Origin of the sequence: Flavobacterium frigidum (assembly GCF_048286735.1) — a bacterium.
GTDB lineage: Bacteria > Bacteroidota > Bacteroidia > Flavobacteriales > Flavobacteriaceae > Flavobacterium.
Window position 1 is genome coordinate 88428 of the sequence record NZ_JBLVPU010000006.1, and the last position, 25214, is coordinate 113641.

The following is a 25214-nucleotide window of genomic DNA, read 5'->3' on the forward strand; positions in this document are numbered from 1 at the left end:
ATGAAAAACCAAAGCATAGCCAATAATATTGACTGGATAAGCATTATAATCTATGCTTTATTGGTTATTTTGGGATGGCTCAACATCTATTCCTCGTCACTCTCCTCCATGGAGGATACCTATGAAAAACAATTAATTTTTATTGTATTAACCATACCTTTAATATTTATTGTTTTGTCAGTTGACGGGAAATTTTACGAAAAATATGCTACAATTATATTTGGAATATCCCTGCTAACACTGGCAGGACTATTCTTATTTGGAAAAACGATTGCAGGACAGCGTTGCTGGTATGCAATAGGAAGTTTTACCATACAACCATCTGAATTTGCGAAAGCAGCAACATCATTAGCATTAGCAAAATTTCTAAGTGATACACAAATAAATCTTAAAGAAACGAATAGGCAAATACAGGCACTTGCAATCCTTTTATTACCAGTTTTACTTATATTACCACAACCAGATCCAGGAAGTGCTTTAATTTATAGCATATTCATTATCGTTTTATATCGCGAAGGACTTCCGTCTTGGTATGTTTGGACTGGGTCTATCACCGTACTATTATTTGTTTTAACCTTAATTCTAGAACCACAATATGTAATATTATCTGCCTTACTTGTTTTAGTATTAGTGCATTTTAAATCCCGATTAGCGGATAGAAACATAGTGGTTAGCAGTATTCTTTTGGTCCTAATATCAGGCTTTGTATTTTCTGTAGATTATATTTTTGATAACGTTTTCAAGCAACATCACAGAGACCGATTTAACATCTTACTGGGGAAATCTGTAGACATGAGTGGATCCGGATACAATACCAATCAATCTGAAATAGCTATTGGATCAGGCGGATGGTTAGGAAAAGGATTCCTCGAGGGCACTCAAACCAAAGGAGGCTTTGTTCCAGAACAGCATACCGATTATATCTTTACTACAGTAGGCGAAGAATGGGGTTTTGCTGGTTCCTTAGTTGTAATGGCGCTATTTGCAGGATTGTTGCTCAGAATAATTTACTTAGCAGAACGACAAAAAACAAAATTCAGCAGGGTATATGGCTACTGCGTTGCAGGAATTTTATTTACCCATTTCTTTGTAAATATTGCCATGGTTTCAGGCATCTTCCCTACTATTGGAGTTCCACTTCCGTTTTTCTCTTACGGAGGGTCTGGACTTTGGGGCTTTACAATTTTACTATTTACTTTTATCAAAATGGATGCAAATAAAGTAAACGAATGGTAAAAATTAGCTCTTTAAAATACAAAAAATGCGATTAGGGTATGAACAAACGCTTACTACTGAAAACTAAAACTAGATTACTCAAAACTCCAGTTTTTATAACTACTTCCTTTTTCTAATGTATTTTCGAGTACGTCATTCAATTTTGGAAAAAAATTAATACCCGTTAATTTTTCGATAGCATCTACCGATACCACAAATTGATATAAAGGTGCGTTACTTTCTTTATTAGGGATTAAAAACCCTATCATCTTGCAATTTTTCTCTGATCTTCTGAGCACTATTTTATAAAACAGTTTAGGAACAGCCACTTTCTCTTTACCAATAGTTGCCAAAGTAGGTTCTAAAACACCACCTGTCACCACATAAAGACCATCATATTTAACTGCCCAATACCTCACTTTCTGCTCTAACCTATTCCATACTCCATTATTAAAATTATGCTCTTGCGGTGCAATGTTGGACGTCAAAAAAGTATCATTATATCCATTTACATCAAATTCCATATCACCTGCTGGACAAAGATGTCCTTTATCTAAAGATGACTTTTTATAATTTCTCCAATCAGCAGAGCCAGTCTTAACTTTGATGTCTTTGATAAAAAAAGGGCGTTTGAAATTATTGTTTTTAACATAGCTACTTTTCAACTCATAGGCAACCCATTCTGCTTGTTCATACTCTTCATTATAGGATAAAGAATAATACTGATGCTTTACTATTTGATTGGTGGTAGATACAGGCAAAAAATCAAAAACTAACGCTCTTGTTGTTGCTCTTTCTGTTTTAGATTCGTCTAACGCGCTACTATCAATAGCGAAAGGGCGACCACTACTCACATTATCTTTTGACAGATTTGTTACTTCATCCTTTTTGCAAGAGGACACGAATAAAACAATACTGCTAAAAATAACTACGCTACCAAAAGACTTCCATTTCATATTTGATTCTATTAATTATTTCTATTATAAATACGCATATCACATTAAGAATGACCGTCCATTTCTCAAAAACCAAACTTCAATTTCATTTTTAATACTATCAATTTACTTATTCAAAAAGTTTATTTACCCTAATTTCAAAATAAAAACGCTCCATAAATTCTCAGTGAATTTATAGAGCGCTTTGCTTTACTAAATGTTATAACTTACTTAACAATGCCTATTTATGATTTAGCCAATTTATCCTTTTTAATTTTAACTGGTATATCTTTTGCAGACATTGATCTTGGTTGCAAATCATCCAAAACATTTATTGCTTCCTCCATATAAATATCTTTTGACAAAGCCTCATGCCAACTGTCTCTTTTTTCTTTTAATGAGGCATCTTTACTCATTGCCTCCATTTCATTTGGTAAAGAAGAAAAACTCAATGTGCTTTTATAGTTTACAAGTGGTTTGTATTTTTTAGCTTTCTCTTCAATTTCCGCTTGAGCAACTTTAAATTTATCGATGTTTAGGCTATACACATTCTCTTCACTTCTACTATCAATCCATTTTGCATTTTCTTCAATTAATTGAAAGTTTGGATTAATACTAATTCTATTCTTACTATTTGTAATGGCTTGATTAAAATTAGAATTGTTGTTCCAAATAGTATAATCAGTAGGATCAATTTTATCCCAAGGCATAGCATTATCAATATCACGCTCCCCCATTTTTAAATAAGTATAACGATCTGGCATAACAATATCACTGCTTACTCCTTCTAATTGTGTAGACCCACCATTTATTCTATAAAATTTTTGAGTAGTTGTTTTAATAGCTCCAAGGTCGCCTACTGCATTGCTTCTTACAAACTGATTTAAATCAATTACATTTTGAACCGTACCTTTACCATAGGTTTGTTTACTACCAATGATTATACCTCTTTTATAATCTTGTATAGCTGCTGCAAGAATTTCTGATGCTGATGCTGAAAAGCTATTTACCATAATCACTAAAGGACCATCCCACTCAATTTTTTTGTCTCGATCATACAGAACCTCTTTTCTAATACCCGCAGATTTTATTTGAACAATAGGACCTTGTTCTATGAATAATCCGGCAATATCAACTACTGTTGACAACGATCCACCACCATCATCACGTACGTCAAGAACAATACCACTGACTCCAGCTTTTTTCAATCGGCTAACTTCTAATGCGATATCTTTACCTGCATCTCTACCGTCTTTATTTTCAAAATCAATGTAGAATTTTGGCAAATAAATGACACCATACTTTAATCCGTTCTTATTTACAATGCTAGACTTGGCATACGTTTCCTCAATTTCAACGATGTCTCTAATGATAGAAATAATTTTAATAGTACCATCTACTTTTTTAACTGTAAGACGCACTTCAGAACCTTTTGGTCCTTTAATTTTCTTTACAACATCATCCAGACGCATTCCAACTACATCAACTGCATCGCTTTTGCCTTGAGCAACTTTCATAATTAAATCTCCAGCTTCTAACTCTTTTCCTCTCCAGGCTGGACCGCCTGAAATAAGTTCAGAAATCTCTGTAAGGTCATTCTTTTTTTGTAAACGAGCACCAATTCCTTCCAGTTTACCGCTAATACTTACATCGAAACGCTCTTTTTCTTCTGCTGCAAAATAATTGGTATGCGGATCAAAACGAGCGGTTATAGAATTAATATAAACTGAAAACCAATCATTTCTATCTAAATCTTTGATAAAACCAAAATATTCATCAAGTGCTTTTTTAGAACTTTCTCTAGTTTCTTTTTCTAAAGCATAATAAGACTTCGTTTGATACTTTGGGTCATTTTTCTTTTTGTCTTGTTCAAGTTTTTGCTTATCAACAAGGGAAGAAAGTGTAGATAATTTAATTTGCTTGCGCCACTTATCGTTAAGCTCTGCTGCGTTTTTGGAATAAGGCGCTTTTTCGTAATCGATATTAAAACTTTCATCCACAGCATAATCAAAAGGCTTGCTTAATACACTATTGTAAATTCTAGTACTTTCTTCCATACGTTTCACCAAACGATCGTAAGTAAGATTGAAAAAACTCAAATCTTTATTCAACAACTGATTGTCTAATTGTAGTTCATATTTTGAAAATTCATCAATATCCGATTGCAAAAAGAAACGTTTAGAAGGATCTAAAGCTTGAATATAATCTTTATAAATACCTTTAGAAAAGGCATCATCAATCGTCGAGGGACTGTAATGTCCTTTCTCGATAACAAAAGTCAACAACTCTAATAGTAACTTATCTTTTTCTGGATCTGTTGTCTTTGTAGCATTCATTTTGAATGCAAATAGTGTAACCGATAGGCCTAAAACAACTAGAAGTATTTTATAATTTCTTTTCATAAAGGTAACAATAGTATTCATGAATTTTTTTATCTAAAGTACAGTAAAAACTGTGCCAACGGTGGCATAACTCGCATAAATTTTTGTTAAAGATATAAAATGTTCTTTCCTTTTAACGTAAATAAAACAACATTAACTATTTTTATTTTTTGTTTATAATTTCAGATACATGTAGTTACATTTGTCTTACAAAAAATAAATATACTATCGCTTTTTGAACCCTAAATGATGATGAAAAACAAACCTTTAATTTTGATTACCAATGATGATGGTATAGCTGCACCAGGAATACGTGCTTTAATCGATGTTATGTCTCAAATTGGCGAAATCGTAGTGGTAGCACCAGACAAGCCACAAAGCGCTATGGGACACGCCATTACTATAAATAGTACGTTATATCTCAATAAAATATCAAAAGAGAGTGATCCTTTTTTAGAGTACAGTTGCTCTGGAACACCGGTTGACTGTGTAAAACTTGCTGTAAATGAAATCCTAAAGCGCAAACCGGATCTTTGCGTTTCTGGAGTAAACCACGGATCTAATTCCTCTATAAATGTGATCTATTCTGGAACAATGAGCGCAGCCGTTGAAGCAGGCATAGAAGGAATTCCTGCTATTGGTTTCTCATTATTGGATTATGACTGGAATGCCGATTTTGAAACCATAAAATCTTTTATCCGAAAAATAACTTTAGAAGTTTTAGAAAACGGGCTGCCTAATGGTGTCGTTTTGAACGTGAATTTCCCTAAGTTAAAAGAATCAGAAATTAAAGGAATCCGAATTTGTCGTCAAGCTAAAGCGCTTTGGGTAGAGAAATTTGACAAGCGAAAAACACCTCAAGGAAAAGACTATTACTGGCTTGCAGGAGAATTTGTAAACCAAGACAAGGGAGAAGATACCGATGAATGGGCGCTACAAAATGATTTCATATCGGTTGTACCCGTGCAATTTGACTTGACTGCCCATCACACGATACAAGAACTTAACACTTGGAAATGGAATGAATAAAAAAGACTTGTTTTTAGGTTTTATCCTCGGATTTGTTACAACCTTATTGGGTAGTTATATTTTTATAACTCTTTTCACTGACTTTACTTTTACAGCCGGAATCCAAATCATGCATTCGCAAGGAAAGCTTGGTAAAATCATAACCTTAGGGACCATTTTGACACTAATAACTTTCGGAGTTTTGCTAAAATTAAATAGAGAAACAATGGCACGAGGTGTTGTTTTAGCAGTGATAACGATGACTTTTTTAACCCTATTTATTTAAGAAATAATATAAGTTTATCTTTGCGATTGCAAAATAACGATACAAAAACAAAAACGTGACTGGTTTGTTATCTTACTCATAAATTCCTAATCAATAAAGTATGAAATATTATATTATCGCAGGTGAAGCGTCTGGAGATTTGCACGGTTCAAATTTGATGAAAGAATTATACAAAAAAGATCCCAATGCCAACATTCGATTTTGGGGTGGAGACTTGATGAAAAATGAAGGCGGTACTCTTGTTAAGCACTATCGAGAGTTGGCATTTATGGGTTTCATCGAAGTGATTTTTAATTTAAAAACTATTTTGAATAATATCACAATATGTAAAAAAGACATTCTAGAGTTTCAGCCTGATGTTTTAATTTTTATCGATTATCCAGGTTTTAATATGCGCATTGCAAAATGGGCTCAAGCTTTAGGAATGAAAACACATTATTATATATCTCCACAAATATGGGCATGGAAAGAAAGTAGAATAAGCGCCATAAAACGGGATATTGATAAAATGTACGTGATTTTGCCTTTCGAAAAACAATTTTACGAAGACAAGCATCACTTCCCTGTTGCGTTCGTAGGACATCCGCTCATCGATGCTATTCAAAATCAGCCTGCGATCGATGCCACTACTTTTAGAAGAGAAAATCAGTTGGATCAAAAACCCATAATCGCCATTTTACCAGGAAGCCGAAAACAAGAAATTACAAAAATGCTTTCTGTAATGCTGAGCGTTGTTAATGATTTTCCTGCTTACCAATTTGTAATTGCTGGCGCTCCAAGTCAAGAATTTAATTTTTATAAAGATTTTATTTCGCAGGAAAACATAAAATTCATCTCCAATAAAACATACGATTTATTACGAAATTCAACTGCAGCATTAGTTACCTCTGGGACTGCAACTCTTGAGACGGCACTTTTTAAAGTTCCAGAAGTTGTATGTTACAAAGGCAGTTGGGCCTCCTACCAAATTGCGAAACGAATCATTACACTCAAATACATTTCATTAGTAAATTTAATAATGGATGAAGAGGTGGTCACAGAATTAATTCAAGAAGAATGCACCACAAAACGCATTAGAGGAGAATTGACAAAAATACTAGAAGTAAATCATAGGAATACGCTTTTAGAAAAATATGCGTTATTAGAAAATAAATTAGGCGGAATTGGCGCGAGTGAAAAAACAGCTGCATTAATTATTAATGATTTACAATAACAAGTTTCTATTCATCAAAAAAAACTCTTTTGAAACATTTTACAGGCTTACTACTAGTTCTTATTTTTTTCTTGGCTTGTAAATCGAGTAGTCCAATAGTCACCTCTAAAAAAACAGAACTCAAAAAAGAAAAAATAGTAAAAGGAGCCAAAAGAAAAACAAATCGGCAAGCCGAAGAACTTGTTGAAAAAGCAACTGAAAATCTAGGAGCAAAATACAAGTATGGTGGCACAACTGCTTCAGGTTTTGATTGTTCTGGTTTGGTTTACCACGTTTTCGAACTGCAAAATATAACATTGCCTCGTAACTCTTATCTGCAATCATTAGTAGGCACCGTTTTAGATCCAAATCGAGATGAAATTCAAAAAGGAGACTTAATTTTTTTTAAAACCAATAATAAATCACAAATAAACCACGTAGGAATTGTAATTAAAGCTACAGATAATGAGATACAATTTATTCATTCCTCTACTTCAAAAGGTGTAATTATTTCCTCTACAAAAGAACCGTATTACAAAAAAACTTTTGCGCAATTTAATCGAATCCTTTAAAACAAGGAAATTCATAAACTACACATAAAATACAAAGTTGTTTCTTACTAAAAATGCGTACTTTAGATACATGAAAGCACTCCATTTTCCGTTGACAAGAATAACATTAGGTTTTGTAATAGGCATCCTTTATGCCAATTACTTTCCACTACCAGACTTTGTGTATCATTTTTTACTAGCCACATCCATAAGCGCTTTTGGAGTATTATTCTTTTTGTTTAAAAAAAATAGTCGGAATACTTTTTACTTTGGTCTATCCACTTACGTACTCTCTTTTATAATCGGAATTTCAACACAAATAATTCATACCCATCGATACCAAAAAAGCAACTACATCCACAATACTACAATATTTGAAAAACCGAGTCCCATATCCCTCACTATTCGTGAAAAACTGAAAAGTAATGCCTTTAGCGATCGCTACATAGCAGAGATTAACACTATCGGTAAAGATAAGCAAACGGGGAGGATTATTTTGAACATACAAAAGGACACTTTGCATCGAAAATTCGAAATTGGAACACCATTACTAATTAAATCTGTTTTGTCTAAAAATAAGCCTCCTAACAATCCCTATCAGTTTAATTACAGCCAATATCTAGAAAATAAACAAATTTATGCGCAATTGTATGCTGATGCACTTGATATAAAAATTGGTTCAGAAATTAAGAAAGACATTTGGTATTATTCCTCAAAATTAAGAGCACGAATCATTCATAATTTAGAAAAAAATAACTTCCATAAAACAGAATTAAACGTTGCGGTAGCTTTAATAATGGGACAACAACAGGATATTGACCCAGATATTATTCGGGATTACCAATATGCTGGTGCCGTACATATTTTATCCGTGTCAGGATTACATATTGGATTTATTTTAATTTTTGCAACTTTTATTTTAAAACCCATCCCTAATACAAAACGCGGCTCTTTTATTAAATTACTAATTATTCTGTGTTGTTTGTTCTCGTTTGGGATTCTTGCAGGTTTAGCACCCTCCGTTGTTCGATCCGTGACTATGTTTTCATTTGTGGCTATAGGAAATCATTTACGTCGTAGCGATAATATTTACCATACTTTAATCGTCTCCATGTTATTGATTTTGCTTTTCGAACCATCGTTCCTTTTTGATGTGGGTTTTCAATTAAGCTATTTGGCCTTGTTCTTTATTATTTGGTTGCAACCGCTATTAGCCTCGATTTGGATACCACAAAATAAATTTTCTAAATACATTTGGGACATTCTTACTGTTTCATTCGCGGCACAATTAGGAACACTACCGCTAAGTATTTATTACTTTCATCAATTTCCTGGACTATTTTTTATCACCAACCTCGTGGTAATTCCGCTATTAAGTATTATAATGATTTTGGGTGTTGTAGTGATGACTTTAGCAGCGCTAAACAGCATTCCTTTATTCCTCTCGCAATTATTAGAACAAAGCATTTTTTACTTGAATAAAATTATCAATTCAATTGCATCTTTTGAACAATTTATAATTCATGATATCCCTTTGCATTATTCTGTGATGGTGAGCAGTTACTTTGTCATTATAACAGTCATGATATGGATAAAGAAACCCACTTTTAACAAACTAGCGTTAATGCTAATTGCTATCATTACAGTCCAAATATGTTGCTTAAGCAAGCAATGGGAAATACAAAATGAACAAGAATTGATTGTATTTAATGTCAAGAAGAATACTATTGTTACAGAGAGAAATGGGCATAATATAACGGTTTATGCTACTGATAGCATCTTACAAAACATTCAAAAAAACAACACAATAACCTCCTACCGTATAGGCAGTTTAAGTGCTATCGAAACGAAGAAAAAATTACAAAACTTTTTTTATTTTAACGGAAAAAGGATTTTCATTATTGACAGTTCGGGCATTTATCCAAAAAAAATCAATCCAGATGTTATCATCTTAACCCATTCTACTAAAATAAATCTAGATCGTTTAATAATGACCCTACAGCCAAAAATAATTATCGCTGATGCAACCAATTACGTAACCATTCAAAAACTATGGAAGTCAAGTTGCGAGAAAAAGAAAATCCCTTTTCACGCAACTGTTGAAAAGGGATTTTATAAATTACAGTAAAAATTATTCTTCAACAGGTCCGGCCAAAACTATTTTTGCATTAGCAATCCAAGATTTAACACCTCCAGGTTTAACACCAATTTTACCTATTAATTCGTAATTAATTTTTTCCTTTCTAATTTTTGCCCTTGCAAAACATATTGTAGGCAATTCTTGTACTCCAAAAGCTACTCTTAATGACGAACTACGTTCTAAAGATCCATTGGATTCGTCATCTGTTAAATCTAATTTTACCGCAACCACATTATCTCTAGCCCAAATAGCAAAATCTAATGTATTAAAAATTTGAGTAAACAATGGGCTTTTGCTGGAATTAGCATCTGTAAAGATCAAGAGCATAGGCTTGTTCTCTTTATTACTAATTGAAATAGCACTATCAACATCAGTAATCCAGTTAAAAACTTGAGCGTTAGAATTAAAAAAGATAAGTAATAAAAAAGACAATAGTAGTTTAGTATTCATTTGGGGTTGTTTTGAAATATTTTTCTAAAAATAACAAAAAACAAACACACCTGACAAGTATAATACAAAAACCTTCCATATAATTTAAAAAATTAAGTAAATACTACTTTTATTTTTTAAGAAAGCCGTTGACAACAGCCAACCAAGCAATGGGCCCGCCAGCTACATAACCGGTCCTTCCAATGCCTTCAAAATTAACTTTGCCCTCTTTGGTCGTAGCATTTGCCAATATAATGGTTGGAAACCCTTGAATTCCAAAAGCCATTTGTAATTCTTCATTTTGCTTTTTAATCTCAGGAGTTTGTGGCGCTCTACTAGGATAATCCAACTCTACTAAAACCACATTTTCCTTTGCCCAAGTAGCAAATTCTGGTGTTTTTAAAACCTCTTTTTGCAAACGAATACACCATCCGCACCAATCACTACCCGTAAAAAATAACAATAACGGTTTCTTGGTTTCATTCGAAATTGCCATTGCCTTAGTGACATTGGTTTCCCAAACTAATTCTTGTGCTTCGGCGGCAAACGAGCCTGCAAACAATAACAAAGCAACTATTATTTTCTTCATATTTATAATTTTATTGATTCAAAATCAAAAATGGTGCCTAAAATTTATCGAACACCGTGCATCAATTTTTTCAAAACAGGTGTTAAAAGCATGATAAACAAACCTAATCCTACTGGAATTAAGGTGAATATCAAGAAAAATGTCGTCATCGAATATTGAGCGGTAATCTCATCAATCATGCCACCCATTGTTCCAGCAATTTTGTTTCCTATGGCGATAGCAAGATACCAAACACCAAACATAATACCTATCATTCTACCTGGTACTAATTTACTCAAATAAGATAGCCCTACCGGAGAGATGAACAATTCTCCCAAAGTGTGGAAAAGATATGCAAATACTAACCAAATTAAACTAACCGAAGCTACCTTTGCTCCTGTAGGAATTGTACTTGAACCATAGGCTAAAACACCAAATCCGATACCTAAAAGAATCATTCCCAATCCATTTTTAACGGTGGCTGACGGGTTGTATTTACTTTCCCATAATTTAGCTACCAATGGCGCAAAAGTAATGATAAACAAGGAATTAAGAATACCAAACCATGTAGCTGGAATTTCTGCTTTTACTTGTGCGTATTGGTCTTTAAGCATATAAACAACAATTACCCAAATAATGGCAAAACCAATGGCTAAAACAACGTTACCCAAAGCATACTTTTTAAAAGTTTGCTTGTACAACTTCATCAAAACAAAGGTTATAATAGCCATTGGCGTAACTGTTAATATCGTATTTACGATATTAAAAATCACTTTCGAGTTCCCTTCTAATATTCTGTCAGTGTAATCACTTGCAAAAATGGTCATTGACCCTCCCGCTTGTTCGAATGAAGCCCAGAAAAATACCGTGATAAATGCCAAAATCACAACCGCAATCATACGATCTCTTAGAACCGGTGTATATTGTGAAATTCTTTTTATCAATACAAACACAAAAAGCAATAAGGCAGCAATAATTACAAAATTGCTACCGCTAAGACTTCCCACATTAAAATCAAACAAATTGAAACTTGATATTTTAGAAATCGGATCATTGATAATCCAAGCCAAACCAAGTATCGATACAATACCAATAATTGATAAATCGAAGTTTGAAAAAGGATTTAATTTTGCAATAGACTCGTCTTCGTTGTGGTTTATAATTTCGTCTTTATTAGGCTTTAAACCAATGTCCCCAAAAATATTTTGAGTAAAATAAAATTGCAACATTCCAATTAACATAAAAATTCCAGCCAATCCAAAGCCGTAATTCCAGCCCCAATTTTCACTTTCTCCAATGTATCCGCACAATAACATTCCTAAAAATGCACCAGAATTCACACCCATATAAAAGATACTGAAAGCACCATCTTTTTTTTCTATTTTATCTTTATACATGTGAGATAAGATAGAAGTCATATTCGGTTTAAACAAACCAATCCCCATCACTAATAAAAAAAGCCCCAAGTACATAAAAGCGTGACTCACCTCTTCAAACGCCATTGAAAAATGACCTAATGTCATCAAAAGACAACCATATATAACCGCCCAACGATACCCTATGATTTTGTCTGCAATATAACCCCCTAAAATAGGTGTCAAGTACGCTAAAGCTGTATAAGAACCATAAATTGCCAAAGCATGTTCTCTAGGCCAGCCCCAACCTGGATTACTTCCTATGAGTGATGATGTTAAAAATAGCACTAATAAAGCACGCATTCCGTAGTATGAAAATCTTTCCCACATTTCTGTAAAAAAAATGACAAATAAACCAGCTGGATGTCCTAAAACGGTACTTTTAAAAAATTGATCTGTAGTATTTTGACTCATGTTATTAATTGTTTAATTCTTTATCTACTCCGTGCATTAATTTTTTTATTATTGGCGAAAGTACTAACAGTAGTACTCCGAAACCAAGCCCTGTATAAAATAAATATTCAAAAAGGACTAAGTAACTCTGTTTTGCTAAATTCAAATCTGGCGCTGTACCATTTGAAGTATCGACAGAAGCTATATTTGCTAAAATCGAAGCAATAAATTCTGAACTGGCTGTTGCCAAAAACCAAACGCCCATCATAAACCCAACGATTTTTGTTGGAGATAATTTAGTTACTGCAGAAAGCCCTACTGGCGATAAACTCAGCTCTCCACAAGTATGTAAAAAATAGGCTAATATCAACCAAATAGCAGCTACTTTACCAGTACCAGAAAGATTTATTCCCATGACTAACGCTCCAAAACCTAAACCGACTAAAGCTAATGCTAAAGCAAATTTTACGGCTGTATTAGGATTATATTTTCCCAAATTGGGCCATATCCAAGCGAAAACGGGTGCCAACAAAATAATAAATAAGGCATTAAAACTTAAAAACTGTCCAGCAGATACTTCATAACCAAATATAGTTCGGTCTAGTATTCGGTCCGCAAATAAATTCATAGAGGTATACGCTTGTTCAAACAATGCCCAGAAGACAATCGTAAATACAATCAAAATGGTTAGAGCTATCAATTGATGACGTGCTTTACCATCTAAATGCGTTATGGCATAGTAGACGATATATACAAAAGAAATCCCCCCTGCAATTTTTAAAGCCCAAGAAACTGCATCGTGATTTTGAACCATTTGCCAAAATAATACTGTAGACAAAACACTTCCCGCATAAATTAACCATTCATTCTTAAGTCCAAATGATTTTACCTTTAAAAACGAAGCGTTGTTCGATTCTCCTTTGCCCATTAATAATTTTCTTCCGGAAATAAAAGTCAATAATCCAAAAAACATTCCGACTCCAGCTGCTCCAAAACCATAACTCCAGCCGTATTTTTCACCAAGCCAAACACAAATTAGCGTAGCCAAAAATGAACCTAAGTTGATTCCCATGTAAAACAATGTAAATCCAGAATCTCTTCTTTTATCTCCTGTTTCGTAGAGTTCGCCTACTAATGACGAGATGTTTGCTTTAAGAAAACCAACACCAACAATTATTAATGACAAAGAAAAATAAAATATTTGTAAAGCAGTATTGTCTCGTGTGATCTCGCCAGTCATGGATTGCGTGGCGGCATTCCCTTCATAAGCCATTCCTAAATGGCCTAATACAAGCATTATACCTCCAAAAACAATTGCTTTTCTAAATCCCAAATACCTGTCGGCTATAAAACCTCCTATTACGGGAACAGCGTACACTAAAGCTGCATAACTACCAATTAATAAATTCCCCGAAGTGTCTGAAAACAAATGGTACTTTGTCAGATAAAAAATCAATAAGGCTTTCATTCCATAAAAGGAGAAACGTTCCCACATTTCGGTAAAAAACAGTATAAAAAGCGCTTTTGGATGTCCAAAAAATTCTTCCTTATTCAATGCATCGTCCGTCATAAAGCGCTGTTATAAATTTTCTTTAATAAAATTAGTCATTTTTGTATACAATTGAATTCTAGTTTTTCCACCGTAAATTCCGTGATTATTGTCTGGATAAATTTGGGAATCAAATTGTTTATTGGCTTGAATCAAGGCTTCTATCATTTGCATGGAGTTTTGAACATGCACATTGTCATCTCCTGAGCCGTGTATCAAAAGAAATTTCCCTTTCAATTTGTTTACATGGTTTATTGGTGAATTGTCGTCGTAACCGTTTGCATTTTCTTGCGGTGTCTGCATGTACCGTTCTGTGTATACACTATCATAAAAACGCCAGTTGGTAACCGGAGCTACAGCAATTGCCATTTTAAAAACATCACTCCCTTTCAAAAGGCAATTAGAAGACATAAATCCTCCATAGGACCAGCCAAATATACCGATTCTAGATTTGTCTACAAATGAATAATTCCCTATAACTTTAGCAGCATCAATTTGATCCTCTACTTCGTATTTTCCTAACTGTAATTGCGTTACTTTCTTAAACGCAGCTCCTTTAAAACCAGTTCCGCGACCGTCAACACAAGCTACAATATATCCTTGTTGTGATAACATCATAAACCAGTAATCATCTGTACTGTTCCACTCGTTGTTCACTTGCTGTGAACCTGGACCTGAATATTGGTACATGAAAACAGGATATTTTTTAGTAGGATCAAAATCTTTAGGCTTAATCATCCAAGCATTCAATTGATTCCCTTTATCCGTTTTTAAAACAAAGAATTCTTTTGAAGGTAAATTATATCCTTTCAACTTTACTGCTAATGCTTCATTGTTTTCAATAACCTGAACTTGTTTACCCGCTTTGGCTTCGTTCAAAGTGTAGGTTGTAGGTTGCGAAATACTAGAAAAAGTATTGATATAATATTGAAAATTAGGACTAAATGTCGCTGCATTTGTACCCGTATTTTGAGATAAACGAATTTTATTTTTTCCGTCTAGGCCTATTCTGTAAACATCTCTGTTAATGGAACCATTTTCTACAGACTGATAGTAAACTGTATTTGTCTTTTCATCTAAGCCATAGTAATTTGTAACTTCCCACGTTCCTTTGGTCAGTTGGTTTTTCAGTTTTCCATTTTTATCGTATAAATAAATATGATTGAAACCATCTTTTTCAGAAGTCCAAATAAAACTGTTGTCTTTTAAAAAAGTTAAATTATCAGTTACATCAACGTATGCTTTATCTTTTTCATTTAAAACTACTTTCACAGCACCTGAATTCCCATCAATATAAACGAGGTCTAAATTATCTTGGTGACGATTTAAAACTTGAGCTGATAACGTATTGGCATCGTTCGTCCATTTTAATCTGGCGATGTAAAAATCATTGTAATTTCCTAGATTTATGTTTTTTACTGCATTCGAACTTACATCATAAACATGCAACGATACTACTGCGTTCTTTTCACCCGCTTTAGGATATTTAAATGTTTGCATTGTAGGATACAGGTCTTTTCCAAACATAGACATCGAAAATTCAGGAACCTGACTTTCGTCAAAGCGAATGTAGGCAACTTTCTTGCTATCAGCACTCCAATCAAATGCTTTTACAAAAGCAAATTCTTCTTCATAAACCCAATCCGTGATACCATTGATAATGCTGTTCTTTTGTCCGTCTCTAGTTATTGGAGTCGATGTTGTTGTAGTTACATCGTATACAAACAGATTATTTTCTTTGGCATACGCTATTTTTTTTCCATCAGGAGAAAAGGTTGGTTCTTGCACTTGAAAATCAAATAATTTCTTTAGTTTTTTACTGGCGATATCGTACAAATAATAATCTGCAGTAAAGGAGTGGCGAAAGATTTGATTGGTGTTGCAAGCAATTAAAATCAATTTTTCAGTAGCATCAAACGTATAACTATCAATCCCCTGTGCCAACTCTTTGTGTGCCTTAGTATCAATTAGTGTTGCTACTTTTTTTAAGGTTGCAAAATCATACAAATCAATCTGCATGCTTCTACTCTGTCTGTCTGCATTTAAGACCGTGTATTGATTTGTATTCATCAAGGACTGTAATTCATCCATACCCTTTGCACGAAATGTACCGTTATACATTTCGTCAATTGTGATTTTTTGTTGACCCACAACCGTAAAACATAAGAACAAAAATAATATTATAATTTTTTTAGAATGCATCATAAATATTTAAAGATAAAAACCGTCAATTTTAGTGAAAAAATTACAATTAATGGTCATTTTATATGTTAAATGTAAAAAGTATCATTTACAACTACCTAGAGCTACCATAAATTTGATTGTAAATAAAAGGGCTAAAACCGTATATTTGCAACCAGTTATACCATAATCAATTGAGAATGAACAAGGCTATTAGCGGATTTTCTAAATTATCCAAAGAAGAAAAAATAAAATGGATTGCCAATGAATATTTTTCAACACCTACGGATGCCGTTGCCTTGCTGAAAAACTACTGGAATTCTGACGAAAAACTACAGCAACTACACGATGAATTCATCGAAAATACTATCACTAATTTCTACATTCCTCTTGGAGTTGCCCCTAATTTTCTCATTAACGGAAAATACAGCACCATTCCCATGGCCATTGAAGAAAGCTCAGTGGTTGCAGCTGCCTCAAAAGCAGCTAAATTCTGGTCTACACGTGGTGGTTTTAAGGCTACCGTTCTCAATACCGAAAAAATAGGGCAGGTCCATTTTATCTATAAAGGCGATGTGTCAAAATTGAATTTGTTTTTTGCTCAACACAAAAACAAATTTTTCTCAGAAACCGAATCGATTACCACAAACATGCAAAAACGCGGTGGTGGAATTTTAGACATTATTCTAAAAGACAAAACCGATTTGTTGCCTAATTATTTTCAGCTACATGCTACTTTTGAAACCAAAGACAGCATGGGTGCCAATTTCATCAATTCGTGTTTGGAACAATTTTCTAAAACATTAAAAACAGAAGCACACAATTATACGTTGTTCACAGAAACGGAAAAAGAGATTGAAGTTGTGATGAGTATTCTATCTAATTATGTTCCAAATTGCATCGTAAGAGCAGAAGTATCATGTGCAGTAGCTGACTTGGAAGATAAAAACATTTTACATCCACAGGAATTTGCCGAGAAATTTGTACAAGCCGTTCAAATCGCCGAAGTCGAGCCGTATCGTGCTGTAACACATAATAAAGGAATTATGAATGGTGTAGATGCCGTTGTATTGGCGACGGGTAATGATTTCCGCGCTGTCGAAGCCGGAATACACGCCTATGCCTCTAGAAATGGAAAATACTCGAGTCTTTCTCATGCCAAAATCGAAAATGATACTTTTACTTTTTGGATGGAAATTCCTTTAGCGTTAGGAACTGTCGGCGGGTTAACTTCGTTGCATCCATTAGTAAAATTATCATTGGAAATGCTGGAAAAACCATCTGCCAAAGAATTAATGCAGTTTGTAGCTGTGGCCGGATTAGCACAGAATTTTGCAGCTTTACGCTCTTTGACAACTACTGGAATTCAGGAAGGACATATGAAAATGCATTTGAACAACATCATCAATCAGTTTGAAGCCACTGATTCAGAACGCCACATGATTCAGAAACATTTCAAGAAAAATCCCGTATCGCACAATGCCGTGGTCACTTATATTGAAAGTTTAAGAAAATAATTTTATCTCAAAGCAACAAAAAATAAGATTGCTTCGTTCCTCGCAAAGACAATGAAAAAAAAATTCTACAGCAACGGCAAGCTTTTAATCACGGGAGAATATCTTGTTCTTGATGGCGCCAAAGCTTTTGCTTTACCCACAAAAAAGGGTCAAAATCTCATCATTGAAGATGGAAATAACAACGAAATCATCTGGAAAAGTTATGATGCCGATGGCAGTATTTGGTTTAAAGACACCCTTTCATTTGCTGCTATTTCTAGCGGAATAACAGATGAAAATGAGTCGGTAAAAGCTACATTGATTACCATTTTACACGAGGCATACAAACTAAATCCAGATTTTATTTCAAATTCAAACGGTTATAATATAACGACAGAACTTGGGTTTCCTAAAAGCTGGGGACTAGGAACGTCATCTACGTTGATAAACAATATTGCGCAGTGGCTGCAAATTGATGCCTTTACGTTGCTTAAAAACAGTTTTGGCGGTAGCGGTTATGACATCGCCTGCGCACAAAATGACACTCCTATTGTTTACCATTTGGATCAAGGCGTTCCTTCAGTTGAACAAGTTACTTTTAACCCTAAATTTACAAATCATTTATACTTTGTATACCTAAATAAAAAACAAAGTAGCAAAAATGCTATTGCTGCATACGAAATGAATAAAAAAAATAGTTTGGGTAAAACCATTAGTAACAATAACGATTTAACCGCGCAAATTCTAGAGGCTACCACCATCCAATCATTTGCGACAGCACTGCAAAAACACGAGATTGCAATGAGCATCCTGTTAGAAACAGCAACCATCAAAGAATCACTCTTTCCTGATTTTGATGGTATAATTAAAAGTCTTGGTGCTTGGGGTGGCGATTTTGTAATGGCGCTTTCTGCGGACCATCCTGCTGAATATTTTGCTGCCAAAGGATATGAAACTATTGTAGCTTACGAGGATATGATATTGAGCTAGCCTTATCATTATTACCATTACACCTCTTTTTTTTGGAGCAAGGATCTAAAAAGTTAAAGCAACTCTACAGATACTTAAAACTTGTGAAAGCCATACAAAACTAGTGGCGATACTATTTACAAAACGAAAAATACAAAAAATCCCGATACATTTAAATGCATCGGGATTTCTATTTGAATTAATTACCTTCTAAAAAAATTAGTAACTAAAATCTATTCTGTTATCTTCAATTTTAGCGTTAGCTTTCAATGCAGGAATTACTCTGTTTGCATCAGAAGCACTTTGCGCTTTCAATTTCGTTACATAAGCAGCGTGGCTTTTTAAAACTGGCGCTTTTACAGTACTCACGTTTTTTACAACATAAACACCGCTGTTTCCTTCGATTGGTGCAGATAATTTATTAGCCTGAAGTGCAAATGCGCTCCCCACTACTTTTGCCTCTGGACCTACATTAGGTAACGTGGTATTTTCCATTGTTAAATCTGTAGCTTGCTGAACCGTTCCACCCACTGCTTTAGCAATTGCTTCTAGTGACGAACCTGTCATTTTAGCTTTGATCAACTCTGCTTTTTTCTTGTTTTTAAGGATAGACTCCACATAAGGACGAACAACAGAAACTGCCACTAATCCTGAATTGTCAATACTTTTCAATTTAGCAATTACGTGACCAATATTAGCCACTTCAAATCTTTTTACCGATCCAATTTTTACATCCTTTTCAAAAGCCCATCTTACAATAGTTCTTTGTTTCCCTAATGTTCCGAAGTTCTCATCCATTCCTTTTACAGAAACCGCTGGAGCAACAGTAAGTCCCATTCCTTTTGCTACTTTATTAAAATCTTTATCTGCAGCATCCATTTCTAACTTAGTTGCTTGCGTAAAAATTTTATCAGAAGTTGCTTCTGAAGCTTCGATTTTTTGAGCTACGGTAGCCAAACGGATTCCGTCTTGCTTGTCAGTGATTTTAATAATATGAAAACCAAAAGCAGTTTCTACTAAACCAACTTTACCAATACCGTTACTAAATACGAAATCATTAAAAGGTTTTACCATTTGGTTTGGACCAAAACTTCCTAAATCGCCACCTTGTTGTGCAGATGAATCATCAGAATTAGTAAAAGCCAACATCATGAAACTATCTGGATTAGCATTTACTTGTGCCAAAATACCTTCAGCTTTAGCTTTAGCTTCCTCTTTCGTTCTTTTTTCTTTTTGATTTGGAACTTGTGAACCTTCATATCCAATTAAAATATGACTCGCCTTAGCATTAACACCAGATTTCATACCTAAAGATTTAGAAATACAGTAGTATTTTCCAAATATATACGGACCATAAACAGCACCTGCAGGAAGGTTAAACAACTTATCTGCATCTACAGCAGGTAAATCTTTTTTAGCAATATAAGTTGAATCGTAAGGAACATCTGAATTAGAGTTCACAAAATCAATTGTGTTTGCAGTAGTTCTAAATCCTGGCAATGTATCGTTTTTACCAGTAGCTTGGTTGTAAACTACACTTCCAGACAACAATGAATTTATTTTTGTTTTAACTTCTGTTTCATCAGCAGGCGAAGCTTTATCTTCGATCAAAACATATTCTACTTCACGAGACTCCTCTGCTTTGTATTTTTTTTCATTTTTCTTCATGAAATCAACGATCTCAGCATCTGTGATTTTTACATCACTATCTTTAATTGTAGAGTATAAACCTGCTACATATGCAAAGTTCACTTTATTTGATTCCATTTCGTATTTAAACTTTCCTTCGCTTTCAGTTGTGTATACACCGGCTTTGATCATGGTAGTATACATTTGGTATTTTGCGTTCAAATCGGCATCCTTCTCTCTATCTTTTAAGAATTGAGCTTGAGCAGGGTTTGCCTTGAAATATTCTTTGAATTTTACAACATCAAATACACCTGCAGCATTTAAAAATAATGGATTTCCTCCAATGTTTTGATCCGCTTTCAAAACTTCTAATAAGTGCTTTTCACCTACTCTAAGTCCTAGTTTTTCAAATTCAGTTGTTAGTAAAGCCACAGAAACTTCTTGCTCCCAAACTCTGTTTGCTGCCTCCGTTGAAGTAATACCCTGCCCACTTTTTTCTACATTACTTACTTTCACTCTAAAATCTTCAAAAGAAATATCTTTTCCATCAATGCTTCCTACATCTTTTGATGTACTATTGAAACCACCGCTATTAAAAATATCACCTATGATAAAAGCTAATAAACAAAACCCAATAACGAGTATGAGAAGAAGTGAACGTTGTCTAATTTTTTGTAAAACTGCCATTTTTTTGTTGTTAATTTTTATAATCAGTTTGCGAAAATACAATTATCTAATTAATAATTATACTAGTAGCGTTTTATTTTGCAAGAAATTTTATTTTCCCAAAAAAAATCACTCTTGCCGTGTCATTTTTACTAATTCTATTTTCTTATTTGTGGCCTCTTCAATGATAAAATGATAGCTACCAATGGTAATCACCTCTCCTTTTTGAGGAATTTCTTTTGTGAAATCGACTATAAAACCCCCGAGAGTTCCATAGGAATCACTTTCCGGAATAGCAAACTTGTAGGTATTGTTTAAATATTCAACATCAAATCGAGTAGAAAAAATAAAAACCCCATCACCCAAGTCTTTTTCTATTAGCTCTTCATTTGAATCGTGCTCGTCTTCTATTTCCCCAAAAAGCTCCTCTACGATGTCCTCAATAGTTATAATTCCTGAGGTTCCGCCATATTCGTCTATAACTACTGCTACGCTTTTACGTTTCTTAGTTAGCAAATTCATAGCATCCTTTATAAAAATAGTTTCAGGAACAAACTCAACCGAAATCACCACTTCTTTGATATTTTTTGGCTTTTTAAACAAATCAAATGAATGCACATACCCAATAATATCATCTAGCGAATTTTGATACACTACTATTTTTGAATAGCCTGTCTCAATAAACAATTCTTTAAGATTTTCAATAGAATCAAATAAATCTACAGCAATAATCTCAGTACGAGGACTCATTACATCTCTCGCTTTTACTCCTGAAAATTCTAATGCGTTTTGAAACATTTGTATTTCAGAGTCTACCATTTCATTATCCTCCACGCTACTCATTTGCTCGGTAATGTAATTCCCTAGCTCGATTTTACTAAAATACAACTGAATTGTATCTCCATCTGTTTTAAAGAATTTGCGTAAGATAAAATCTGAAACCCCAATATAAAAGGCCGCTATCAAATAGAAAAACTTGTAAAATACAAATGCTGGGACAGCAAAAATCTTAATCAAAGAATTGGCATAAATTTGAAAAAAAACTTTAGGAAGAAACTCTGCAGTAATTAAAATTACGAATGTCGAAATCACGATTTGCAACAGCAGAATAAATCCATTAGAAAAATGAAATGACAAATCCCCAAACCACAGCAGCACTAGTTTGCCTATAAAAAAACCATAGACCGCTGTAGCCATGGTATTACCAATAAGCATTGTAACGATGAAATTAGTTGGTTTTTCTGTAAGTTTCGTCAGAATTTTTGAAACGAAATTATCTTGTTTTTTTTGAATCTCAAGATAAATTTTATTGGAAGAGACAAAGGCTATCTCCATTCCTGAAAAAAAAGCACTTAGTATTAGACACAATATGATAATACTAATTTCCATTTATTAGGATTTTTTGTTTCGATCCTCAAATTTTTTGGCAAATTTACGTCTAAAGAAAAACATAAAAATAGCCAATCCTGCAATCATGAAACTCAACCAAAAGGTCCCTGAAGGATCACTTAATTTAGTAATTCCGTCGTAAATAAAATACGCTCCAAAAACCAGGTAAACGTATTGTGTATATTTTAAGTAGTTCATATTGTTTTGATATTAATCGGTAGATTGTATTTCGCCAGTTATTTTTTGGGAATTTATCACTTTAAAGTCTTTGCTAAAATCGATTCCTTGCCCATTGGAAGTTCCCTTTGGATCTGATAATTTAAATTTTCTTTCTGTAAAAAACCATTCGTTTTTTTGATCAAAATACAATTGCTCTGTCTCTAAGGTTTTCCCATCTTCAGTAGAAATTTTTACTTTTCCTTGCAAATCAATAATGTTGGTTCCTTTGTAGGAAATCGCATAATTGGATTTTATGAATGTTTTCTTTGCCTTTTTATCAAATAAAGTGACGTCAATCCCTTTTGGAAATTCAGTAAAAGGAAAATCAACACTGGTGTAATCTAACATTTTAGAACTAACCAAAATGGCTGTAATTCTGCCTGAGTCGGTATACTTTAAATTTACCATATCTGCATCACTACCAGGAACAAATTCAGAGAAGTTAATTTTTTGAATTTCCTTAAAATTACTTTCGCACCCAAAAAACAGTGTCACGGCAAATACCGTGACAACTAATTTGATATACTTTTTTTGGACTAAAGTCATACGCTATACTTTGCATAGACAACTGGCACTGCTACCAATCCTTGTTGTTAGTTGAATTTTCGTTTTTCAAACCATTTGTCGTTAAGTGAGAAACTCACACTTAAATTTGCATAGTTTTCCTGAACAAGAGCTGCTTTTGTGGTCCCTTTTTTCCCTAGTTCGAAACCAAAATTTACATTCGAAAAAGTCCCTGTTATTGGCAATCCTAAACCAAAAGTCAATCCCATATCATTGATAGACTCATTGTTGATCACTAATCCTGTTTTTTCATATTTAAGACCAGCTCTGTAAACAATTCTTTTAGCATAACTCGTAAACGAATTATAATTCGGAATAAAATAACCTCCTAAGCTTACGCTACCGTATTTACCATGGCCCACATTAGCCTGATCGTTATAATCATTTGCTTGACCAGAGGTTTTGCCATAAGCAATTTTCCCTCCTACAAGCCACTTTCGAGCTTCTCCGATTCCTCCACTCAAGGCTATTTTACTTGGCATGGTTAGACTAACTTCTGACTTTACATCATCCAAAGCATCAACAACTCCTAAATCAAAATTCTCATTAAAAACTACTGTAGCAATATTTCGTGTATTTTTAGATTTTAAAGTGCTTTCTAACGAATACGTTAAACTACTAAAAATTGTTATTTTTTTATAAACCTTGGTTTGATACATCATTCCAAAATTAAAATTTACTCCTGATAAATCCGCTGAATTCAATTCACGTGTCCCTACTGGAACTCCGTTAATATATTCAAAGCTTGTACTTTCGATTTTTCCAAAATTATAATTTGCATCCGCACCAACACTTAACTTACGATTTATTTGATATCCAACACCCAAAAATGCTTTGTTTAAACCACCAGTACCATTAAAACGTCTGCTGTTTTCTGTAACATTTTCTGCGTCATACTTAATTTTATATCCAACAGAAGAATACGGAATCAATCCAAAACCAACTCCTAACTTACCCAAAGGCAATCCAACTGCCATATAATCTAGTGTTGTTCTTGTAGCTTTGGCAGATTCTGTTGCGTTCTTTAAAGTTGCTGTCGCATATGTACCACCTAAAGTAAAAGTTGTACGAAAAAGCCTTGCGTAACTTGCTGGATTCTGAATATTCATGTGAATACTATCTTGCTCCACAGCAACACCAGCCATAGAACGATTTTCAAGCGTTCCTTTGAACCTTACATCCCCAATCCCATAAAAAGAGTACGGTGATGATGTGCCTTCTTGTGCAAAAGACACTAATGATAAAAGCAAACAAGCGCTTACTAGAATTTTTTTAATCATTTTTGATTTTATATTGAAATGTTTGGTTCAAACTCTCCAGAAGAAAATTTGAATTGGCAAATATGGTATTTTTTAATCGTTTAGCCAAAAAATCTGCATCTCCACCCGTTAAAATTATTATAAAATTTGAATACTTTGCTCTGTACGCCTCAATAAAACCATCGATTTCAAATACAAGACCATTCACTACGCCAGAATGAATGGATTCCGTTGTAGCGTTTCCTATGAAATTTTTTGGACTATCCAAAGACAATAAGGGAAGCTTGGCGGTAAAATTATGCAATGCTTCATAACGTAATCGCAGTCCTGGTGAGATAGCGCCACCTAAATAATTATTTTCAATATCAATAAAATCATAAGTAACGCAAGTTCCTGCATCGATAACCAATCGATTCATCATTGGGAACTGCAATGTTGCTCCAGCAGCAAGAACCATTCTATCTATCCCTAATGTTGCAGGTGTTGCATAACTATTGTTAAACGGAAAAGGATCGTCATGATTTAAAAAATGAACATTTACACTATTATCATACTCCAAAAAAGATTGTTTTTCGACATCACCAACAGATGAAACGACCAAATCTGCTATATTCTCAAAATTTTTTAAAATATTTTCAATTTTTTTTTGCAGTTCAATCTTTGAAAAAATAAAAATTTCAAAAAGGGTATCACCCTCAAAAACAGCGGCTTTAATTCGGGAGTTTCCAACATCAATAACTAAAATCATAACTAAGTTTTTATGGAGGCGAAGGTACGAAT

Annotated in this window: 21 protein-coding genes; 8 read left to right on the forward strand and 13 right to left on the reverse strand. The window is 33.8% G+C overall.

Going from position 1 to position 25214, the window contains the following annotated elements; all coding sequences use genetic code 11:
• Window positions 1-1236 (forward strand): rod shape-determining protein RodA, encoded by a 1236-nt coding sequence (gene rodA / locus ACNQGO_RS05470; RefSeq protein WP_417984599.1) that lies wholly within the window; start codon window positions 1-3, stop codon window positions 1234-1236.
• A 74-nt stretch (window positions 1237-1310) separates the two neighbouring features.
• On the opposite strand, the gene ACNQGO_RS05475 is transcribed toward rodA, so the two are convergent.
• Entirely contained in the window at window positions 1311-2171 is an 861-nt protein-coding gene (locus ACNQGO_RS05475) for a DNA/RNA non-specific endonuclease (protein WP_417984600.1), read from the reverse strand.
• Between the two features lie 224 nt (window positions 2172-2395).
• A complete protein-coding gene (locus ACNQGO_RS05480; protein ID WP_417984601.1) occupies window positions 2396-4573 on the reverse strand; it encodes a carboxy terminal-processing peptidase in 2178 nt (725 codons plus the stop codon).
• A 207-nt stretch (window positions 4574-4780) separates the two neighbouring features.
• Here ACNQGO_RS05480 and surE point away from each other — a divergent pair, with 207 nt between their 5' ends.
• The 5 genes from surE to ACNQGO_RS05505 all read left to right on the forward strand — a co-directional run bounded on the left by surE (window position 4781) and on the right by ACNQGO_RS05505 (window position 9696).
• On the forward strand, window positions 4781-5560 hold the full coding sequence (surE, locus tag ACNQGO_RS05485) for a 5'/3'-nucleotidase SurE (protein WP_417984602.1): 780 nt from the start codon (window positions 4781-4783) through the stop codon (window positions 5558-5560).
• The gene (locus ACNQGO_RS05490) at window positions 5553-5825 is read left to right on the forward strand and encodes a hypothetical protein (protein WP_417984603.1); all 273 of its coding nucleotides are present in this window, start codon (window positions 5553-5555) and stop codon (window positions 5823-5825) included. Before surE ends, ACNQGO_RS05490 begins: the two co-directional genes overlap by 8 nt.
• A gap of 100 nt (window positions 5826-5925) precedes the next feature.
• On the forward strand, window positions 5926-7038 hold the full coding sequence (lpxB, locus tag ACNQGO_RS05495; protein ID WP_417984604.1) for a lipid-A-disaccharide synthase: 1113 nt from the start codon (window positions 5926-5928) through the stop codon (window positions 7036-7038).
• A 29-nt stretch (window positions 7039-7067) separates the two neighbouring features.
• Window positions 7068-7589 (forward strand): C40 family peptidase, encoded by a 522-nt coding sequence (locus tag ACNQGO_RS05500; protein WP_417984605.1) that lies wholly within the window; start codon window positions 7068-7070, stop codon window positions 7587-7589.
• A 70-nt stretch (window positions 7590-7659) separates the two neighbouring features.
• Window positions 7660-9696, forward strand: coding sequence for a ComEC/Rec2 family competence protein (locus ACNQGO_RS05505; protein WP_417984606.1), 2037 nt, complete (start codon window positions 7660-7662; stop codon window positions 9694-9696).
• Between the two features lie 3 nt (window positions 9697-9699).
• Here ACNQGO_RS05505 and ACNQGO_RS05510 read toward each other — a convergent pair whose 3' ends face one another.
• The 5 genes from ACNQGO_RS05510 to ACNQGO_RS05530 form a co-directional block, all read right to left on the reverse strand.
• Window positions 9700-10158: a thioredoxin family protein gene (locus tag ACNQGO_RS05510; protein WP_417984607.1), complete on the reverse strand. Its 459-nt coding sequence runs from the start codon at window positions 10156-10158 to the stop codon at window positions 9700-9702.
• A gap of 109 nt (window positions 10159-10267) precedes the next feature.
• Window positions 10268-10726: a thioredoxin family protein gene (locus ACNQGO_RS05515; protein ID WP_417984608.1), complete on the reverse strand. Its 459-nt coding sequence runs from the start codon at window positions 10724-10726 to the stop codon at window positions 10268-10270.
• Window positions 10727-10770: 44 nt separating this feature from the next.
• Entirely contained in the window at window positions 10771-12534 is a 1764-nt protein-coding gene (locus ACNQGO_RS05520) for a peptide MFS transporter (RefSeq protein WP_417947884.1), read from the reverse strand.
• Between the two features lie 4 nt (window positions 12535-12538).
• Window positions 12539-14083, reverse strand: a complete 1545-nt coding sequence (locus ACNQGO_RS05525; RefSeq protein ID WP_417984609.1) for a peptide MFS transporter — start codon at window positions 14081-14083, stop codon at window positions 12539-12541.
• A gap of 9 nt (window positions 14084-14092) precedes the next feature.
• Window positions 14093-16264: a S9 family peptidase gene (locus ACNQGO_RS05530; RefSeq protein ID WP_417984642.1), complete on the reverse strand. Its 2172-nt coding sequence runs from the start codon at window positions 16262-16264 to the stop codon at window positions 14093-14095.
• Between the two features lie 179 nt (window positions 16265-16443).
• On the opposite strand from ACNQGO_RS05530, the gene ACNQGO_RS05535 reads away from it, so the two are divergent.
• Window positions 16444-17760, forward strand: a complete 1317-nt coding sequence (locus ACNQGO_RS05535; protein ID WP_417984610.1) for a hydroxymethylglutaryl-CoA reductase, degradative — start codon at window positions 16444-16446, stop codon at window positions 17758-17760.
• Between the two features lie 51 nt (window positions 17761-17811).
• Window positions 17812-18729 carry a GYDIA family GHMP kinase gene (locus tag ACNQGO_RS05540; protein ID WP_417984611.1) on the forward strand — a complete coding sequence of 306 codons (918 nt, stop codon included), beginning with the start codon at window positions 17812-17814 and terminating at the stop codon, window positions 18727-18729.
• Window positions 18730-18927: 198 nt separating this feature from the next.
• On the opposite strand, the gene ACNQGO_RS05545 is transcribed toward ACNQGO_RS05540, so the two are convergent.
• The 6 genes from ACNQGO_RS05545 to ACNQGO_RS05570 all read right to left on the reverse strand — a co-directional run bounded on the left by ACNQGO_RS05545 (window position 18928) and on the right by ACNQGO_RS05570 (window position 25182).
• Window positions 18928-21024, reverse strand: a complete 2097-nt coding sequence (locus ACNQGO_RS05545; RefSeq protein ID WP_417984612.1) for a peptidylprolyl isomerase — start codon at window positions 21022-21024, stop codon at window positions 18928-18930.
• A 108-nt stretch (window positions 21025-21132) separates the two neighbouring features.
• Window positions 21133-22392, reverse strand: coding sequence for a hemolysin family protein (locus ACNQGO_RS05550; protein WP_417984613.1), 1260 nt, complete (start codon window positions 22390-22392; stop codon window positions 21133-21135).
• Between the two features lie 3 nt (window positions 22393-22395).
• On the reverse strand, window positions 22396-22590 hold the full coding sequence (locus ACNQGO_RS05555; RefSeq protein WP_309755206.1) for a hypothetical protein: 195 nt from the start codon (window positions 22588-22590) through the stop codon (window positions 22396-22398).
• 12 nt (window positions 22591-22602) lie between these two features.
• Complete coding sequence (lptC, locus tag ACNQGO_RS05560) at window positions 22603-23157, reverse strand: LPS export ABC transporter periplasmic protein LptC (RefSeq protein ID WP_417984614.1); 555 nt, start codon at window positions 23155-23157, stop codon at window positions 22603-22605.
• A 47-nt stretch (window positions 23158-23204) separates the two neighbouring features.
• Window positions 23205-24455: a BamG family beta-barrel-assembly machinery protein gene (locus ACNQGO_RS05565; RefSeq protein WP_417984615.1), complete on the reverse strand. Its 1251-nt coding sequence runs from the start codon at window positions 24453-24455 to the stop codon at window positions 23205-23207.
• Window positions 24448-25182 (reverse strand): type III pantothenate kinase, encoded by a 735-nt coding sequence (locus ACNQGO_RS05570; RefSeq protein ID WP_417984616.1) that lies wholly within the window; start codon window positions 25180-25182, stop codon window positions 24448-24450. Before ACNQGO_RS05570 ends, ACNQGO_RS05565 begins: the two co-directional genes overlap by 8 nt.
• Between the last annotated feature and the right edge of the window lie 32 nt (window positions 25183-25214).

Excerpts from the sequence above, each read along its gene's own strand:
- rodA (WP_417984599.1), top strand. The coding sequence starts at position 1 with ATGAAAAACCAAAGCATAGCCAATAATATTGACTGGATAAGCATTATA.
- ACNQGO_RS05475 (WP_417984600.1), bottom strand. The coding sequence starts at position 2,171 with ATGAAATGGAAGTCTTTTGGTAGCGTAGTTATTTTTAGCAGTATTGTT.
- ACNQGO_RS05480 (WP_417984601.1), bottom strand. The coding sequence starts at position 4,573 with ATGAATACTATTGTTACCTTTATGAAAAGAAATTATAAAATACTTCTA.
- surE (WP_417984602.1), top strand. The coding sequence starts at position 4,781 with ATGATGAAAAACAAACCTTTAATTTTGATTACCAATGATGATGGTATA.
- ACNQGO_RS05490 (WP_417984603.1), top strand. The coding sequence starts at position 5,553 with ATGAATAAAAAAGACTTGTTTTTAGGTTTTATCCTCGGATTTGTTACA.
- lpxB (WP_417984604.1), top strand. The coding sequence starts at position 5,926 with ATGAAATATTATATTATCGCAGGTGAAGCGTCTGGAGATTTGCACGGT.
- ACNQGO_RS05505 (WP_417984606.1), top strand. The coding sequence starts at position 7,660 with ATGAAAGCACTCCATTTTCCGTTGACAAGAATAACATTAGGTTTTGTA.
- ACNQGO_RS05510 (WP_417984607.1), bottom strand. The coding sequence starts at position 10,158 with ATGAATACTAAACTACTATTGTCTTTTTTATTACTTATCTTTTTTAAT.
- ACNQGO_RS05515 (WP_417984608.1), bottom strand. The coding sequence starts at position 10,726 with ATGAAGAAAATAATAGTTGCTTTGTTATTGTTTGCAGGCTCGTTTGCC.
- ACNQGO_RS05520 (WP_417947884.1), bottom strand. The coding sequence starts at position 12,534 with ATGAGTCAAAATACTACAGATCAATTTTTTAAAAGTACCGTTTTAGGA.
- ACNQGO_RS05525 (WP_417984609.1), bottom strand. The coding sequence starts at position 14,083 with ATGACGGACGATGCATTGAATAAGGAAGAATTTTTTGGACATCCAAAA.
- ACNQGO_RS05530 (WP_417984642.1), bottom strand. The coding sequence starts at position 16,264 with ATGCATTCTAAAAAAATTATAATATTATTTTTGTTCTTATGTTTTACG.
- ACNQGO_RS05535 (WP_417984610.1), top strand. The coding sequence starts at position 16,444 with ATGAACAAGGCTATTAGCGGATTTTCTAAATTATCCAAAGAAGAAAAA.
- ACNQGO_RS05540 (WP_417984611.1), top strand. The coding sequence starts at position 17,812 with ATGAAAAAAAAATTCTACAGCAACGGCAAGCTTTTAATCACGGGAGAA.
- ACNQGO_RS05545 (WP_417984612.1), bottom strand. The coding sequence starts at position 21,024 with ATGGCAGTTTTACAAAAAATTAGACAACGTTCACTTCTTCTCATACTC.
- ACNQGO_RS05550 (WP_417984613.1), bottom strand. The coding sequence starts at position 22,392 with ATGGAAATTAGTATTATCATATTGTGTCTAATACTAAGTGCTTTTTTT.
- ACNQGO_RS05555 (WP_309755206.1), bottom strand. The coding sequence starts at position 22,590 with ATGAACTACTTAAAATATACACAATACGTTTACCTGGTTTTTGGAGCG.
- lptC (WP_417984614.1), bottom strand. The coding sequence starts at position 23,157 with ATGACTTTAGTCCAAAAAAAGTATATCAAATTAGTTGTCACGGTATTT.
- ACNQGO_RS05565 (WP_417984615.1), bottom strand. The coding sequence starts at position 24,455 with ATGATTAAAAAAATTCTAGTAAGCGCTTGTTTGCTTTTATCATTAGTG.
- ACNQGO_RS05570 (WP_417984616.1), bottom strand. The coding sequence starts at position 25,182 with ATGATTTTAGTTATTGATGTTGGAAACTCCCGAATTAAAGCCGCTGTT.